Below are 16,229 nucleotides of genomic sequence, written 5' to 3' on the forward strand. Positions count from 1 at the left end.
CCCACGTAACCGCTATGTTTCAAAAAATGAATTGACACAAGCTGAAGTAATCGAGCGCCTAGCCGCTATCGGTGAAAGCTTGGATCAAGCAGCTACAGTATAAGATTAAACAGTCCTTAGGGGCTGTTTTTCTATGCTTTTTACTCAAAAATCTAATACTCAATGAAAATCAAAGAACAAACTAGGAAGCTAGCCGCAGGCTGCTCAAAGCACTGCTTTGAGGTTGTAGATAAGACTGACGAAGTCAGTTACATATATCTACGGCAAGGCGAAGCTGACGTGGCTTGAAGAGATTTTCGAAGAGTATTAGCGACTAGTTAGCTGGGAAAGGAAGATATTTGTGACAAATAATAAACTGTATTCGTTGATAGAATTTAGAAATAAAATATATGAAGAATTAGAACTTTCCAGAAGTGATTTAGCGATTTTACTATGTGCCATGCTTATCGCCTCTATCGGATTAAATATGGATTCGACTCCCGTGATTATTGGAGCCATGTTAATCTCTCCTTTGATGACACCTATTCTGGGAGTGGGGCTCTCTCTAGCTATATTTGATTTTAAATTGTTAAGAAAATCTTTTAAAATATTAGCTATTCAAATTCTTGCCAGTCTAATAGCTTCAACACTTTATTTTTATCTTTCTCCCATTTCGTATGCTAGTTCGGAGATTGTTGCTAGAACCTCTCCGACTATTTGGGATGTTCTCATTGCTTTTGTAGGAGGGATAGCAGGTATTATTGGTGCTAGGAAAAAAGAGACCAATAATATCGTCCCTGGTGTAGCAATTGCAACTGCCTTGATGCCTCCTCTTTGTACAGTAGGTTATGCTATTGCTTCTGCTAATCTAAAATTTATCATAGGCTCCTCTTACCTATTCCTCATCAATTGTAGCTTTATTGTCATTGCGACTTATATAGGTGTTAGGTTGATGATGGTTAAGAAACATTATTTTAAAGATAATGAAGAAGACTCTAAAATGCGCAGGATTTTGCTTCTAGTTGCTGTTTTGCTGATGATTCCGAGTTTTATCTCTGCAACGACTTTAGTGAGAGAAACGTTGAAAAAAGAGTCCCTTAAGAAATTTATATCAGAGCAATTTCAGGGGCATAATATTTTGAAAAAAATCTATTCTAAAAAGACTCATACCCTAAAGCTAACCATTTCAGGAAATTATTTGACAGAAGAAGAACTCGATATGATTTCCAGTAAGAGAGGTGACTATGGTTTAAGTGATGTTTCTGTTCAAGTTTCCCAATTGTCTGATTCAGAACAACTTAGTAAGGAAGAACTGGTGGAGTATTTCTTCCAGTATATCAAGGATAAGGAAGCAAAAGAAAAGGAAAAAGCCAATAAATTTGATACAGAGTCTGAGGAACAATAATTTCTTGAGAATAGCTGGTTTTTCTCGTGAGTCTTCTATGTATATCAAAGGAAGACTGAAGTCTTAAGTATAAACTTTTCTTCTATTATAGTAGCTAAGTCTTGACAGGGTTCAAAAAATGGTTTACACTTTATAAAGTTTATTACTTTGAAAAGGTGTGATACTGTGGCTACGGCAACAAAAAAGAAAAAATCAACAGTTAAAAAAAATCTAGTCATCGTGGAGTCGCCTGCTAAGGCCAAGACGATTGAAAAATATCTAGGCAGAAACTACAAGGTTTTAGCCAGTGTCGGGCATATCCGTGATTTGAAGAAATCCAGTATGTCCGTCGATATTGAAAATAATTATGAACCGCAATATATCAATATCCGAGGAAAAGGCCCTCTTATCAATGACTTGAAAAAAGAAGCTAAAAAAGCTAATAAAGTTTTTCTGGCGAGTGACCCGGACCGTGAAGGAGAAGCGATTTCTTGGCATTTGGCCCATATTCTCAACTTGGATGAAAATGATGCTAACCGTGTGGTCTTCAATGAAATCACCAAAGATGCTGTCAAAAATGCTTTTAAAGAACCTCGTAAGATTGATATGGACTTGGTCGATGCCCAACAGGCTCGTCGTGTCCTAGACCGCTTGGTAGGCTATTCGATTTCGCCTATTTTGTGGAAGAAGGTCAAGAAGGGCTTGTCAGCAGGTCGCGTTCAGTCTATTGCGCTTAAACTCATCATTGATCGTGAGAATGAAATCAATGCCTTCCAGCCAGAAGAATACTGGACAATTGATGCTGTCTTTAAAAAGGGAACCAAGCAATTTCAGGCTTCCTTCTATGGAGTAGACGGCAAAAAGTTGAAACTGACTAGCAATGATGAGGTCAAGGAAGTCTTGTCTCGTCTGACTAGCAAAGATTTTTCAGTGGATCAGGTAGATAAGAAAGAGCGCAAGCGCAATGCTCCATTACCCTATACCACTTCATCTATGCAGATGGATGCTGCCAATAAAATTAACTTCCGTACTCGAAAAACCATGATGGTTGCCCAACAGCTCTATGAAGGGATCAATATCGGTTCTGGTGTGCAAGGTTTGATTACCTATATGCGTACTGATTCGACTCGTATCAGTCCAGTGGCACAGAACGAAGCAGCAAGTTTCATTACAGACCGTTTTGGTAGCAAGTATTCTAAGCATGGTAGCAAGGTCAAAAATGCATCAGGTGCTCAGGATGCCCATGAGGCTATTCGTCCGTCAAGTGTCTTTAACACACCGGAAAGTATTGCTAAGTATCTGGATAAGGATCAGCTCAAGCTTTATACTCTTATTTGGAATCGTTTTGTAGCGAGTCAGATGACAGCTGCTGTCTTTGATACCATGGCTGTTAAATTGTCGCAAAATGGTGTTCAATTTGCTGCTAATGGTAGTCAGGTTAAGTTTGATGGTTATCTTGCCATTTATAATGATTCTGACAAGAATAAAATGTTACCAGATATGGCTGTTGGAGATGTGGTTAAGCAGGTGAATAGCAAACCAGAGCAACATTTCACTCAACCGCCTGCTCGTTATTCTGAAGCGACATTGATTAAGACCTTGGAGGAAAATGGTGTTGGACGTCCGTCAACCTACGCACCGACCATTGAAACTATTCAGAAACGTTATTATGTTCGCCTTGCAGCCAAACGCTTTGAACCGACAGAGTTGGGAGAAATTGTTAACAAGCTCATCGTTGAATATTTCCCAGATATCGTAAACGTGACCTTCACAGCTGAAATGGAAGGCAAGCTGGATGATGTCGAAGTCGGAAAAGAGCAGTGGCAACGTGTTATTGATGCCTTTTACAAACCATTCTCTAAAGAAGTGGCCAAGGCTGAAGAAGAAATGGAAAAAATCCAGATTAAGGATGAACCAGCTGGATTTGACTGTGAAGTGTGTGGCAGTCCAATGGTCATTAAACTTGGTCGATTTGGTAAGTTCTACGCTTGTAGCAATTTCCCAGATTGCCGCCATACCCAAGCAATTGTGAAAGAGATTGGTGTTGAGTGTCCAAGTTGTCATCAGGGACAAATCATTGAGCGTAAAACCAAACGCAATCGCCTTTTCTATGGTTGCAATCGCTATCCAGAATGTGAATTTACCTCTTGGGACAAGCCTGTTGGTCGTGACTGTCCAAAATGTGGAAACTTCCTCATGGAGAAAAAAGTCCGTGGTGGTGGCAAGCAGGTTGTTTGTAGCAAGGGTGACTACGAAGAAGAAAAGATTAAATAAGAAGAGAGTCCTGAAAGTGAATTTCAGGCTCTTTTTGGTTAGAACTTGACAAAATTCATCATTGTATGCGAAACTAGAAGAAGATTATTTTAATTAGGAGTAGTTATGCGTCTTATCTATCTGATAATTGGTTTTTTATCACTGGCCTTGGCAATTGTTGGGGTTGTTTTACCCTTGTTGCCTACAACGCCTTTTCTTTTGTTGTCTATTGCTTGTTTCTCCAGAAGTTCCAAGCGCTTCGAAGATTGGTTGTATCATACCAAGCTCTATCAAGCATATGTTGCTGATTTTCGCGAGACTAAGTCTATTGCGCGTGAACGTAAAAAAGAGATTATTGTCTCTATCTACATCTTGATGGGAATTTCCATTTATTTTGCACCTCTTTTACCTGTCAAAATCGGTCTGGGAGCCTTGACCATCTTTATCACCTATTATCTCTTTAAGGTTATTCCAGACAAAGAATAGTTAAAATAGTAGTTATTTGCCTTGATAAAAATAAAAACATATTCACAACAATATGATATAATAAATTTAAAGTAATCTTCAAGGAGAATCAAATGATTTACGAATTTTGTGCTGAAAATGTGACCTTGCTTGAAAAAGCGATGCAGGCTGGAGCTCGTCGAATCGAACTATGTGATAATCTTGCAGTTGGTGGAACAACACCCAGCTATGGAGTAACTAAGGCAGCGGTTGAATTGGCAGCTAACTACGATACGACCATCATGACTATGATTCGTCCACGTGGTGGCGACTTTGTCTATAATGATATGGAAATTGCTATTATGCTAGAGGACATTCGTTTAACTGCTCAGGCTGGAAGTCAAGGGGTTGTATTTGGGGCTTTAACTGCTGAGAAGAAGTTGGATAAGCCTAATCTGGAGAAGCTAATTGAGGCTTCAAAAGGAATTGAAATTGTCTTTCACATGGCCTTTGATGAATTGAGTGATAATGATCAACTGGAAGCTATTGACTGGCTCAGCCAAGCTGGTGTCACCCGTATCTTAACTCGTGCTGGAGTATCTGGTGACTCGCTAGACAAACGTTTTGCTCATTATCACAAAATTTTGGAATATGCTAAAGGTAAAATTGAAATTCTACCAGGTGGAGGGATTGACTTGGACAACCGTCAAACTTTTATCGACCAGCTGGGTGTAACACAATTGCATGGAACCAAGGTTGTCTTTTAAAAAATAGAAAGGAACTGCTAGCTTTTGATAGCAGTTTTCACTTATGTTTGAAATTTTTAAATCCTATCAATTTAATAAAGAAAAGGCTCATGCTTTTGGTTTTGTAGAAAATAGTGGAGTCTGGACCTATAGTTGCCAGATTTTGCAGGGTGACTTTGTCATGACTGTGTCCATTACTACTGAAAATGTGAGCTTTCAAGTCTTTGACCAGGAAACGGGTGATCTTTATCCCCAAGTTCATATGGAAAGTTTTAAAGGAAGTTTTGTTGCAAGTGTCCGTGAGACTTGTCTGGAGATTCTTTACCAGATTCGGAAGGCTTGTTTTGATGTGCAGGATTTTATCTGTCCTCAGACTAAGCGTATCATGAATCAGGTTCAGGAAAAATATGGTAATCAGTTGGAATATCTGTGGGAGAAATCTCCTGATACGGCAGTGTTAAGACATGAAGGAAATCAAAAGTGGTATGCCGTCTTGATGAAAATCTCTTGGGATAAGCTGGAAAAGGGTAGAGAAGGTTTAGTCGAAGCAGTCAATCTCAAACATGATCAAGTAGTGGACCTGCTTTCACAAAAGGGCATTTATCCAGCTTTTCATATGAACAAACGTTACTGGATTAGTGTGGCCCTTGATGATACGTTGTCAGATGAAATGGTACTGGAATTGATAGAAAAAAGTTGGAACTTAACCTCTAAAAAATGAAACATTTCAAGGATTTTCAAGAACTTTCAATTAGCTAAATATTCTCTACTGAAGAAATTTTCAGAAAATATTTGATTTTTTCTTGACAAGTGCTTTTGCCTATGCTAAAATACTTAACAAGATATCAAACGAAGGAGAAAGTCAAACATGAAAACAGCTAAGTTTAATCAATTTGCTTTGTTGTTGAGGTACTCGGGCTAGTGCAAAAAGCATTAGTCCTGTTTGGCTTACCAAGCGGGAGTAAATCAACATCTCGCTTGGGTTTCTGAGCGAGATGTTTTTTTTAAAATCACATTTGGAAAAGGGGAAATCTTATGCGAACAGTTGAATTTCTAGATACCAGCCTTCGGGATGGAGAGCAGACACCCGGTGTTAACTTTTCAATCAAAGAAAAAATTGCCATAGCAAGGCAGCTTGAGAAATGGGGTATTTCAGCCATTGAAGCTGGTTTTCCGGCGGCGAGTCCTGATTCATTCACAGCAGTGCAGGAGATTGCTAAGGCCTTGAAGAAAACGGCGGTAACTGGTCTGGCCCGCTCTGTCAAGTCTGATATTGATGCTTGTTACGAGGCCCTAAAGGACGCCAAGTATCCACAAGTTCACGTCTTTATCGCTACCAGTCCCATTCATCGTAAGTATAAGCTCAATAAGAGCAAGGAAGAGATTTTGGAAGCTATTAAGGAGCATGTTTCTTATGCCCGTTCTAAGTTTGAAGTGGTCGAATTCTCTCCTGAGGATGCGACTAGAACAGAGTTGGATTTCCTCTTACAAGTTGTTCAAACAGCGGTTGATGCAGGGGCGTCTTATATCAATATCCCTGATACGGTTGGATTTACCACGCCAGAGGAGTACGGTGCTATCTTCAAATACTTGATTGAGAATGTCAAGACGGATCGTCAGATTATCTATTCGCCTCACTGCCACGATGACCTTGGAATGGCAGTGGCAAATAGCCTTGCTGCCGTCAAGAATGGGGCAGGACGTGTTGAAGGAACCATCAATGGTATTGGTGAGAGAGCTGGAAATGCTGCTTTGGAAGAAGTAGCAGTAGCCCTCAATATTCGCCAAGATTACTACCAAGCAGAAACCAGTATTGTCCTAAATGAGACCATCAATACGTCAGAAATGGTTTCTCGCTTCTCAGGTATCCCAGTTCCTAAAAACAAGGCCGTCGTTGGTGGTAATGCCTTTTCTCACGAATCTGGTATTCACCAAGACGGAGTCCTTAAAAATCCTCTTACCTATGAAATCATCACCCCTGAATTAGTCGGTGTTAAGAGTAATAGCCTCCCACTTGGAAAATTGTCTGGTCGCCATGCCTTTGTCGAGAAACTGAGAGAATTGGCCCTAGATTTTACAGAAGAGGATATCAAACCACTCTTTGCTAAGTTCAAGGCGCTAGCAGACAAGAAGCAAGAAATCACAGATGCAGATATTCGTGCGCTGGTAGCTGGAACTATGGTTGAAAATCCAGAAGGCTTCCACTTTGATGATTTACAACTGCAAACCCATGCAGATAATGACATTGAAGCACTCGTTAGTCTGGCTAATATGGATGGTGAGAAGGTCGAATTTAATGCAACAGGGCAAGGTTCCGTTGAAGCGATTTTTAACGCTATCGACAAATTCTTTAACCAATCCGTCCGCTTGGTGTCCTATACCATTGATGCTGTGACAGATGGAATTGATGCCCAGGCTCGGGTCTTGGTCACTGTTGAAAACAGAGATACAGAAACCATCTTTAACGCAGCAGGCCTTGATTTCGATGTGTTGAAGGCTTCAGCTATTGCCTATATAAACGCTAATACCTTTGTTCAAAAAGAGAATGCTGGTGAGATGGGACCTAGCGTTTCCTATCGCGATATGCCTAGTGTGTAAAGGAGAAGGCTATGACAAAGAAAATAGTAGCTTTAGCAGGGGACGGAATTGGCCCAGAAATCATGGAGGCTGGTTTAGAGGTCCTGGAGGCTCTAGCTAAAAAAACAGGCTTTGTCTATGAAATAGACAAACGACCTTTTGGAGGTGCAGGTATTGATGCTGCAGGGCATCCCTTACCTGATGAAACCCTCAAGGTATGTCGTGAAGCAGATGCCATTCTCCTAGCGGCTATCGGTAGTCCCCAGTATGATAGTGAAACGGTTCGGCCTGAACAAGGCTTGCTAGCTCTCCGTAAGGAACTCAATCTTTACGCTAATATTCGCCCTGTAAAAATCTTTGACAGTCTCAAGCATTTGTCACCACTAAAATCAGAACGAATTGCTGGGGTGGACTTTGTCGTTGTGCGGGAGTTGACAGGCGGGATTTACTTTGGGGATCATATCCTTGAAGAAAGAAAAGCGCGTGATATCAACGACTATAGCTATGAGGAAGTGGAGCAGATTATTCGCAAAGCCTTTGAAATTGCAAGAAATCGCAGAAAAATCGTTACTAGTATCGATAAGCAAAATGTGTTGGCGACCTCAAAACTCTGGCGGAAAGTATCTGAGAAGGTCTCACAGAATTTCCCAGATGTAACCTTGGAACACCAGTTAGTGGACTCAGCTGCCATGCTCATGATTACCAATCCTGCCAAGTTTGATGTCATCGTGACAGAAAATCTTTTCGGAGATATTCTCTCGGATGAATCAAGCGTTCTATCTGGCACACTTGGGGTTATGCCATCAGCCAGTCATTCTGAAAATGGACCAAGTCTCTATGAACCTATTCACGGTTCAGCACCTGATATTGCTGGTCAAGGAATTGCCAATCCTATCTCCATGATTTTATCAGTGGCCATGATGCTGAGAGACAGTTTTGGACGTTATGAGGATGCAGAGCGTATCGAGCGTGCTGTTGAGGCAAGTTTGGCAGCTGGTGTTTTAACAAGAGATATAGGGGGACAGGCTTCGACCAAGGAAATGACGGAAGCTATTATTGCAAGGTTATGAAGTTAGACGAAAAAATTACTCTAGTCCTTTTGATTTGGAATGTCATGGTTTTCTTGATTTATGGTATTGACAAATCTAAGGCAAGGAGAAGAGCTTGGCGCATTCCAGAGAAAATCTTACTCATTTTAGCCCTTTCTTGTGGTGGTTTTGGTGCTTGGTTAGCAGGAATCACTTTTCACCATAAGACTCGAAAATGGTACTTTAAAACAGTTTGGTTTCTTGGGATGGTGACTACACTAGTAGCCTTATATGTTATTTGGAGGTAATGGATGGCAGGAAAATCGATTTTTGATAAATTATGGGACCGTCATGTCATCACAGGAGAAGAGGGGCAGCCCCAACTCATGTATGTGGACCAGCACTATATCCACGAGGTGACCAGTCCTCAAGCCTTTCAAGGTTTGCGAGATGCAGGTCGCAGATTGAGACGACCAGACTTGACATTTGGAACCTTTGATCACAATGTCCCGACGGTCAATATCTACGATATTCGAGATGTGATTTCTAAGGCACAAATTGATAAGCTGGCTGAAAATGTTGAGGAGTTTGGGATTGAACATGCTGCCCACGGTTCTGAAAAACAAGGGATCGTACACATGGTTGGTCCAGAAACAGGACGAACCCAACCAGGGAAATTCATAGTCTGTGGGGATAGCCATACAGCAACCCACGGGGCTTTCGGAGCGATCGCCTTTGGAATTGGAACCAGTGAGGTCGAACATGTCTTTGCTACCCAGACCCTCTGGCAGGTCAAACCCAAGAAAATGCTGGTGGAATTTACAGGTGTTCCTCAAAAAGGAGTTTATTCCAAGGATTACATTTTAGCCTTGATTGCCAAGTACGGCGTTGCTTGCGGTGTCGGCTACGTTGTGGAATATCGTGGACAAGCGATTGATGCACTGAGCATGGAAGAGCGAATGACCATCTGCAATATGTCCATCGAGTTTGGATCTAAGATGGGAATCATGAATCCGGATCAAACCACCTATGATTATCTCAAGGGACGGGAGTGTGTTCCAGAGGACTTTGAAGAGGCTGTGGCTGATTGGAAAACAATTGTCAGTGATGAGGATGCTGTTTACGATAAGGTTATCCAGATGGATGTCTCAGACTTGGCTCCCATGGTGACCTGGGGGACCAATCCTGCTATGGGTGTTGACTTTGACAGTAGCTTCCCAGAAATTAAGGACATGAATGATGAGCGAGCCTACAACTACATGGACTTGGAACCAGGTCAAAAGCCAGCGGATATTGAACTAGGCTATATCTTTATCGGTTCTTGTACCAATGCTCGTCTCAGTGACTTGCAACTGGCTGCGCGATTTGTCAAAGGAAAGAAAATTGCTCCCAACTTAACGGCTATCGTGGTTCCAGGCTCTCGTCCTGTCAAACGAGCGGCTGAGAAGTTGGGCTTGGACAAGGTCTTTCTAGATGCTGGTTTTGAGTGGAGAGACCCAGGTTGCTCTATGTGCCTAGGGATGAATCCTGATAAGGTTCCAGATGGCGTTCACTGCGCCTCAACAAGCAACCGCAACTTTGAAGACAGACAGGGGTTTGGTGCTAAGACCCACCTCTGCAGTCCAGCCATGGCAGCAGCAGCAGCTATTGCAGGGCGCTTTGTAGATGTTCGGCAAATGCCAGAGGCCCAGTAAGGAGAGGATATGGAGAAATTCACAGTTTATACAGGAACGACCGTTCCTCTTATGAATGATAACATCGACACCGACCAAATCCTACCCAAGCAGTTTCTCAAGTTAATTGATAAAAAAGGCTTTGGTAAGTACCTTATGTATGCTTGGCGTTATCTGGATGATCTCTATACTGAGGACCCAGACTTTGTCTTTAACCGACCTGAATATCGCAAAGCCAGTATTCTCATTTCAGGGGATAACTTCGGCGCAGGGTCTTCGAGGGAACACGCTGCTTGGGCTCTAGCGGACTATGGTTTTAAGGTCGTGATTGCGGGGTCTTTCGGTGATATTCATTACAATAATGAACTCAATAATGGTATGTTGCCTATTGTTCAGCCCAGAGAGGTTAGAGAGAAACTAGCTCAGCTACAACCAAGTGACCAGGTAACTGTGGACTTGGAACAACAAAAAATCATCTCACCAGTTGGAGAATTCACGTTTGAAATTGATAGCGAATGGAAACACAAACTCTTAAATGGTTTGGATGATATTGGTATTACCTTGCAGTATGAAGATTTGATTGCTGCTTATGAAAAACAACGACCAGCCTACTGGCAGGATTAGAAGAAAAATAGAAAAGGAAATAGAACTATGACAAAACACATTCAATGGAAGGGAACACTTTCACAAGAAGGCTATGATATTTTAAAAGGTGAGGGTGGATGTATCGTTTGCCCTACTAAAGTTGGTTACATCATCATGACTAGTGACAAGGCAGGTCTTGAACGTAAGTTTGAAGCTAAAGAACGTAACCGTAACAAACCAGGTGTTGTTCTCTGCGGTAGCATGGACGAGCTTCGCGCTTTAGCACAACTCAACCCAGAAATTGAAGCCTTCTACCAAAAACATTGGGATGAAGATATTCTTCTTGGTTGTATCCTTCCTTGGAAACCAGAAGCCTTTGAGAAACTCAAAGCTTATGGGGATGGTCGTGAAGAGCTTATGACTGACGTGCGTGGTACTAGCTGTTTTGTTATCAAATTTGGAAAAGCTGGTGAACAATTGGCTGCCAAACTTTGGGAAGAAGGCAAAATGGTTTACGCTTCATCTGCAAACCCATCTGGAAAAGGAAACCGTGGTAAGGTAGAAGGTATCGGAGAACGTATCGAAGGAGCAGTAGACCTTGTCATCGAAGCAGACGACTATGTGGCATCCATCCAACCTGACAAAACGATTGAAACTCGCTACGAGCAAGGTGTGATGGTGTCTATGGTCGATAAAGATGGCAAACTCATCCCAGAACAAGGGGGAGCACGATCAACTTCACCAGCTCCAGTTGTAATCCGTAAAGGGCTTGACATTGATAAGATTATGATGCACCTGTCAGATACCTTTAACTCATGGGATTACCGTCAGGGCGAGTATTATTAGGATAAAAAAGAAGTCTAGTGTTAAGAGGGAATACTCCACTCTACACTAGGCTTTTTCTTTAGAAATTCTTTTCTTTTTCTATAGGATATGATATGCTAGAGATGAGCTATATATTAATAGAACTTACTTGTGAAAGTAAATTAAAGGAGTATTCAAATGAACAGTAAACAAAATAATTACTTTTTTGTTGGTACAAGATTTGGTGATGATGATTATCTTGAATATTTCAGGAAAGAAGGAAAGTGGGAATTAGGATGGCATAACAACGAGGAAAATAAACAGTATCAAAAAATGTTAAAGTTGTTTAATAAAATTAAACCAGGTGACGTTTTATTTGCTAAATCCACATATGTCAAAAAGAAGAATTTACCTTTTGTAAAGAAAGATGATTTAAAGGTTTCTGTGATGAAAATTCGTGGAATGGCGACTGTTAAAGAGGTTTTAGATGATGGGCATACCATTATTGTTGATTGGAAAAAAGAGTATATAGAGAGGGAGTGGTTTTTCTTTACGGGGCAAGAAACAATATGGTTTCCATCAGATATTAAGTATCGAACTAAAGAGACTAACCAGTTAATAAAATTTGCTGCAAGTGATGAAATCATAATTCAAGACTATGACTATTTTTTGAATCATCCTAATTGGAAAAAGTATAAAAAATTAGAAAGTGAAACTATGTTAAGGAATGATTTTTTATTTAATTATAGTGGTATATTAAGAAAATCCAAAAACCTCATCCTCCGTGGTGCACCGGGGACGGGAAAAACTTATCTTGCTAAAGAAATTGCTAAAGAGTTAACGGAAGGTCATGAGGAGCAAATCGGCTTTGTACAGTTTCATCCATCTTATGATTATACGGATTTTGTAGAAGGTTTAAGACCAGTATCAAATGGGGATGGAGCTATTGAGTTTAGGCTACAGGACGGTATTTTTAAAGATTTTTGTCAGAAAGCAAAAGAAACCCAATTGATTGGAGGACAAGATAATTTTGATGAGGCTTGGGATTCTTACTTAGAATATATAAATGTTGCTGAAGAAAAAGAATATATAACAAAAACATCTTACTTATCTGTTAATAGTAGACAAAATTTGTCAGTAAATTATGATAGTGGTGTTCCAGGATGGTCACTACCTAGCAAATATGTTTACGAGTTGTATAAAGATAAAAATTATAATAAGCAAGAATACTACAAAAGTGGTGGAAAAACTGTCCTAGAAACATTGAGAAAGAGATTTGGTTTGAAAGACTATGTTTCCCCAATAGAAATTGATACTGATAAGAAATTCGTCTTCATCATCGATGAAATCAATCGTGGGGAGATTTCTAAGATTTTTGGCGAACTCTTTTTCTCTATCGACCCTGACTATCGTGGTGAAAAAGGAAGTGTTTCTACCCAATATGCAAATCTACACGAAACTGATGAAAAGTTCTATATCCCCGAAAATGTTTACATCATCGGAACTATGAATGATATTGATCGTTCAGTGGATACCTTTGATTTTGCTATGCGTCGTCGTTTTCGTTTTGTTGAAGTTACTGCCGAGGGTCAAGTTGGCATGTTGGATAAAGAGCTGAATATCTATGCTGAAGAAGCTAAGACTCGACTAAGGAACTTGAATGCTGCTATTGAAAATGTTCAGGAGTTAAACAGTCATTACCATATCGGACCAAGTTATTTCCTTAAGTTGAAGGATGTAGATTTTGACTATGAATTACTTTGGTCTGATTACCTTAAACCGCTTTTGGAAGATTACTTACGGGGTTCTTATGAGGAAGCTGAAATTCTTGAAACATTGAAGAAGGCATTTGATCTGACAAATAATGAGCAAAAAGATCAGGCAGTAGCTGATGACAATGAAGGCGATGAAAACGATGCTGCGGATTACTGATAATCAACACAAGATTGTTAAAGAAGAATTTGTTGAAGAATATCCTAAACTAAGCAATCTTCTTTTAGACAGAACCTTGGAAAGTCTATCCCAAGATGAACGTGTTTTCATTTTTCCAAATGATTTGAAGAATTCTCCTGACTTAGAGAAGGACCAAAAGATTTTTGAAACAGTTAATCAGAAAATCAAGACAGGAAATGTGATTGGTTTTCTGGGGTGTGGTCAGGAACGATTAACGATTTCCTCACGATTTTCTGATGAGAGTAATGACCATTTTTTGCATTATCTCTTACACAAGGTTCTTAATATCAATCTCACTAGTTTAGATGTTGCTTTGTATCGTGAAGAGAGACTTTATCAACTTTTGATGTATCTCTTCCCTAAGTATCTACAAGCTGCAATTCGAAAAGGTCTTTATAAGGAATACCAGCGATTTTCTCATAACGACAGTCATGTTAAGGGAGTGATTGATGTAAGAAACCATCTCAAGAAAAATCTTCCTTTCACGGGAAATATTGCCTACACAACAAGAGAGTTCACCTATGATAATCCTCTCATGCAGCTAATCCGTCACACTATTGAATACATTAAGAATCAGAAAAGAATTGGGCAAGGGGTTCTTGATAATCTCTTGACTAGTCGTGAAAATGTAGCAGAAATCGTGCGGGTAACTCCTTCTTATAAACTAGCTGATCGTGCTAAGATTATTCGGGGAAATCAATCTAAACCTATACGTCATGCATACTTTAACGAGTACAGAAAACTACAAGCACTTTGTCTGATGATCCTAAACCAAGAAAAGCACGGTTTAGGCTATCAAGATCAAAAAATTCATGGTATTCTTTTTGATGTTGCCTGGTTTTGGGAAGAGTATGTTCATACTTTGTTGCCAAAAGATTTCATCCATCCACGAAATAAGGATAAGACGGATGGGATTTCAGTGTTTTCTATTCGAGAACGAAAAGTTTATCCAGATTTCTATAATAGAGATTTAAAAATTGTGTTAGACGCTAAATATAAAAAGATTGAAGATACTGAAAAAGGAATAAACCGTGAGGACTTGTTCCAACTGATTTCCTATTCTTATATTTTAAAAGCTGAGAAGGCTGGTCTTGTTTTTCCGAGCGAGGACAAGGTTGTTGATAATGAGATAGGAAAGCTAGCAGGGTACGGAGCCTTATTAAAGAAATGGTCTATTCAAATTCCTCAGAACTCTTCATCCTATCGTGAATTTTGTGAAATGATGGAAAACTCAGAAGAAATTTTTAAAAGGAATATTACTAAAGAACTGGGGAGAAAATAATCTCTCCTTTTCTTTTGTTGTTTATCCAATAAAAACCGAACTTTATATTTTAATTTATAAAATTATTTGACAAAAACTGTACTTTGATTTATAATGAATTAAGGAAACGTCGGAAAAGACGTAGTGGTGCGAGAGCATAGGTAGGTCATTACAAAAGAAACGAGACATCGATATGTTAAATGAATTTCCAATTTTTGATTACGAAGATATTCAATTGATTCCAAATAAATGTGTGATTAAAAGCCGTGCAGAAGCGGATACAAGTGTCACTCTAGGAAATCACACCTTTAAACTACCTGTTGTGCCAGCTAATATGCAGACGATTTTGGATGAAAATGTAGCAGAGCAACTGGCTAAAGGTGGTTACTTCTACATTATGCATCGTTTTGATGAGGCAGGACGCATTCCTTTTATTAAACGAATGCATGAGCAAGGACTTATTGCTTCTATCTCTGTCGGCGTTAAGGACTATGAGTATGATTTTGTTAGCCAGCTCAAGGATGATGCTCCAGAATACATCACGATAGACATTGCTCATGGTCATGCAGATAGCGTGATTTCTATGATTCAACACATCAAGAAAGAATTGCCAGATACTTTTGTTATTGCTGGAAATGTGGGAACACCAGAAGCGGTGCGTGAATTGGAAAATGCTGGTGCGGATGCCACTAAGGTCGGAATTGGTCCTGGTAAGGTTTGTATCACCAAGGTCAAGACAGGTTTTGGTACAGGTGGTTGGCAGTTGGCTGCTCTCCGTTGGTGTGCCAAGGCTGCCCGTAAACCGATTATCGCTGATGGAGGAATTCGTACTCACGGCGATATTGCCAAGTCTATCCGCTTCGGTGCTAACATGGTCATGATTGGTTCCCTCTTTGCAGGACACATCGAAAGTCCAGGGAAAACGATTGAAGTCGATGGTGAACAATTCAAAGAATACTATGGTTCAGCTTCCCAATACCAAAAAGGTGCTTACAAAAATGTGGAAGGCAAACGTATCTTGCTTCCTGCTAAAGGTCATCTGCAAGACACTTTAACTGAGATGGAACAAGACCTTCAAAGTGCTATTTCTTATGCAGGTGGACGTCAGGTTGCTGACCTTAAACACGTTGATTATGTTATCGTGAAAAACTCGATCTGGAATGGGGATACTTCCCACTAAGACGGGCTATCTCACTAGAAAAAACTTGTTATTAGAGCAAATTTCTGTTATAATAAAACAAGTTTCCACCCTTAGTGTAATGGATATCACGTAAGATTCCGGTTCTTGAGATGGGGGTTCGATTCCCTCAGGGTGGATGTAAACATCCTAAAAAGCCTTTAATAGGGCTTTTTGTTTATCCTGCCTCAAATTTGCCCCTAATACTCTTCGAAAATCTCTTCAAACCACGTCAACGTCGCCTTACCGTAGATATATGTAACTGACTTCGTCAGTCTTANNCTGCGGCTAGTTTCCTAGTTTGCTCTTTGATTTTCATTGAGTATAAAACTGAAAATCTCTGTCTAAAGAATGCCCAAATCCCC

15 protein-coding genes and 1 tRNA gene are annotated in these 16,229 nt (G+C 40.1%); all 16 read left to right on the top strand.

Going from position 1 to position 16,229, the window contains the following annotated elements; genetic code table 11:
- Positions 1-162 precede the first annotated feature (162 nt).
- Complete coding sequence (locus HT671_RS11945; protein WP_031233629.1) at positions 163-288, top strand: hypothetical protein; 126 nt, start codon at positions 163-165, stop codon at positions 286-288.
- A 52-nt stretch (positions 289-340) separates the two neighbouring features.
- Positions 341-1,384 (top strand): TIGR00341 family protein, encoded by a 1,044-nt coding sequence (locus HT671_RS07250; RefSeq protein WP_007284808.1) that lies wholly within the window; start codon positions 341-343, stop codon positions 1,382-1,384.
- Positions 1,385-1,549: 165 nt separating this feature from the next.
- The gene (gene topA / locus HT671_RS07255; RefSeq protein ID WP_000179656.1) at positions 1,550-3,637 is read left to right on the top strand and encodes a type I DNA topoisomerase; all 2,088 of its coding nucleotides are present in this window, start codon (positions 1,550-1,552) and stop codon (positions 3,635-3,637) included.
- Positions 3,638-3,742: 105 nt separating this feature from the next.
- A complete protein-coding gene (locus HT671_RS07260; RefSeq protein WP_023936524.1) occupies positions 3,743-4,102 on the top strand; it encodes a YbaN family protein in 360 nt (119 codons plus the stop codon).
- Positions 4,103-4,194: 92 nt separating this feature from the next.
- Positions 4,195-4,827, top strand: a complete 633-nt coding sequence (locus HT671_RS07265; RefSeq protein WP_050208162.1) for a copper homeostasis protein CutC — start codon at positions 4,195-4,197, stop codon at positions 4,825-4,827.
- 43 nt (positions 4,828-4,870) lie between these two features.
- Positions 4,871-5,527 carry an MmcQ/YjbR family DNA-binding protein gene (locus HT671_RS07270; protein WP_050223289.1) on the top strand — a complete coding sequence of 219 codons (657 nt, stop codon included), beginning with the start codon at positions 4,871-4,873 and terminating at the stop codon, positions 5,525-5,527.
- A gap of 314 nt (positions 5,528-5,841) precedes the next feature.
- Complete coding sequence (locus HT671_RS07275; RefSeq protein ID WP_050223288.1) at positions 5,842-7,404, top strand: 2-isopropylmalate synthase; 1,563 nt, start codon at positions 5,842-5,844, stop codon at positions 7,402-7,404.
- Between the two features lie 11 nt (positions 7,405-7,415).
- A complete protein-coding gene (gene leuB / locus HT671_RS07280) occupies positions 7,416-8,453 on the top strand; it encodes a 3-isopropylmalate dehydrogenase (RefSeq protein WP_023933058.1) in 1,038 nt (345 codons plus the stop codon).
- Complete coding sequence (locus HT671_RS07285) at positions 8,450-8,719, top strand: DUF1294 domain-containing protein (protein WP_050208156.1); 270 nt, start codon at positions 8,450-8,452, stop codon at positions 8,717-8,719. The genes leuB and HT671_RS07285 overlap by 4 nt, the downstream gene beginning before the upstream one ends.
- 3 nt (positions 8,720-8,722) lie before the next feature.
- The gene (leuC, locus tag HT671_RS07290) at positions 8,723-10,105 is read left to right on the top strand and encodes a 3-isopropylmalate dehydratase large subunit (protein WP_050208154.1); all 1,383 of its coding nucleotides are present in this window, start codon (positions 8,723-8,725) and stop codon (positions 10,103-10,105) included.
- 9 nt (positions 10,106-10,114) lie between these two features.
- Positions 10,115-10,708, top strand: coding sequence for a 3-isopropylmalate dehydratase small subunit (gene leuD / locus HT671_RS07295; RefSeq protein WP_023933062.1), 594 nt, complete (start codon positions 10,115-10,117; stop codon positions 10,706-10,708).
- 27 nt (positions 10,709-10,735) lie between these two features.
- Entirely contained in the window at positions 10,736-11,515 is a 780-nt protein-coding gene (locus tag HT671_RS07300; RefSeq protein WP_000160496.1) for a Sua5/YciO/YrdC/YwlC family protein, read from the top strand.
- A gap of 156 nt (positions 11,516-11,671) precedes the next feature.
- Positions 11,672-13,405, top strand: a complete 1,734-nt coding sequence (locus HT671_RS07305) for an McrB family protein (protein ID WP_138703430.1) — start codon at positions 11,672-11,674, stop codon at positions 13,403-13,405.
- Complete coding sequence (locus HT671_RS07310; RefSeq protein ID WP_171043120.1) at positions 13,389-14,708, top strand: McrC family protein; 1,320 nt, start codon at positions 13,389-13,391, stop codon at positions 14,706-14,708. The genes HT671_RS07305 and HT671_RS07310 overlap by 17 nt, the downstream gene beginning before the upstream one ends.
- A 172-nt stretch (positions 14,709-14,880) precedes the next feature.
- Entirely contained in the window at positions 14,881-15,867 is a 987-nt protein-coding gene (locus HT671_RS07315; protein WP_138703432.1) for a GMP reductase, read from the top strand.
- Between the two features lie 65 nt (positions 15,868-15,932).
- A tRNA-Arg gene (locus tag HT671_RS07320) sits at positions 15,933-16,004 on the top strand.
- Positions 16,005-16,229: the final 225 nt, after the last annotated feature.

This window comes from Streptococcus sp. 2741, from assembly GCF_013276315.1.
Lineage (GTDB): Bacteria > Bacillota > Bacilli > Lactobacillales > Streptococcaceae > Streptococcus > Streptococcus pseudopneumoniae.

Bases quoted from the DNA above. Each gene is read 5' to 3' on its own strand.
- HT671_RS07310 (WP_171043120.1), top strand. From the start codon at position 13,389: ATGCTGCGGATTACTGATAATCAACACAAGATTGTTAAAGAAGAATTT.
- leuD (WP_023933062.1), top strand. From the start codon at position 10,115: ATGGAGAAATTCACAGTTTATACAGGAACGACCGTTCCTCTTATGAAT.
- HT671_RS07275 (WP_050223288.1), top strand. From the start codon at position 5,842: ATGCGAACAGTTGAATTTCTAGATACCAGCCTTCGGGATGGAGAGCAG.
- leuC (WP_050208154.1), top strand. From the start codon at position 8,723: ATGGCAGGAAAATCGATTTTTGATAAATTATGGGACCGTCATGTCATC.
- HT671_RS11945 (WP_031233629.1), top strand. From the start codon at position 163: ATGAAAATCAAAGAACAAACTAGGAAGCTAGCCGCAGGCTGCTCAAAG.
- HT671_RS07270 (WP_050223289.1), top strand. From the start codon at position 4,871: ATGTTTGAAATTTTTAAATCCTATCAATTTAATAAAGAAAAGGCTCAT.
- HT671_RS07305 (WP_138703430.1), top strand. From the start codon at position 11,672: ATGAACAGTAAACAAAATAATTACTTTTTTGTTGGTACAAGATTTGGT.
- HT671_RS07260 (WP_023936524.1), top strand. From the start codon at position 3,743: ATGCGTCTTATCTATCTGATAATTGGTTTTTTATCACTGGCCTTGGCA.
- HT671_RS07315 (WP_138703432.1), top strand. From the start codon at position 14,881: ATGTTAAATGAATTTCCAATTTTTGATTACGAAGATATTCAATTGATT.
- HT671_RS07285 (WP_050208156.1), top strand. From the start codon at position 8,450: ATGAAGTTAGACGAAAAAATTACTCTAGTCCTTTTGATTTGGAATGTC.
- HT671_RS07300 (WP_000160496.1), top strand. From the start codon at position 10,736: ATGACAAAACACATTCAATGGAAGGGAACACTTTCACAAGAAGGCTAT.
- leuB (WP_023933058.1), top strand. From the start codon at position 7,416: ATGACAAAGAAAATAGTAGCTTTAGCAGGGGACGGAATTGGCCCAGAA.
- HT671_RS07265 (WP_050208162.1), top strand. From the start codon at position 4,195: ATGATTTACGAATTTTGTGCTGAAAATGTGACCTTGCTTGAAAAAGCG.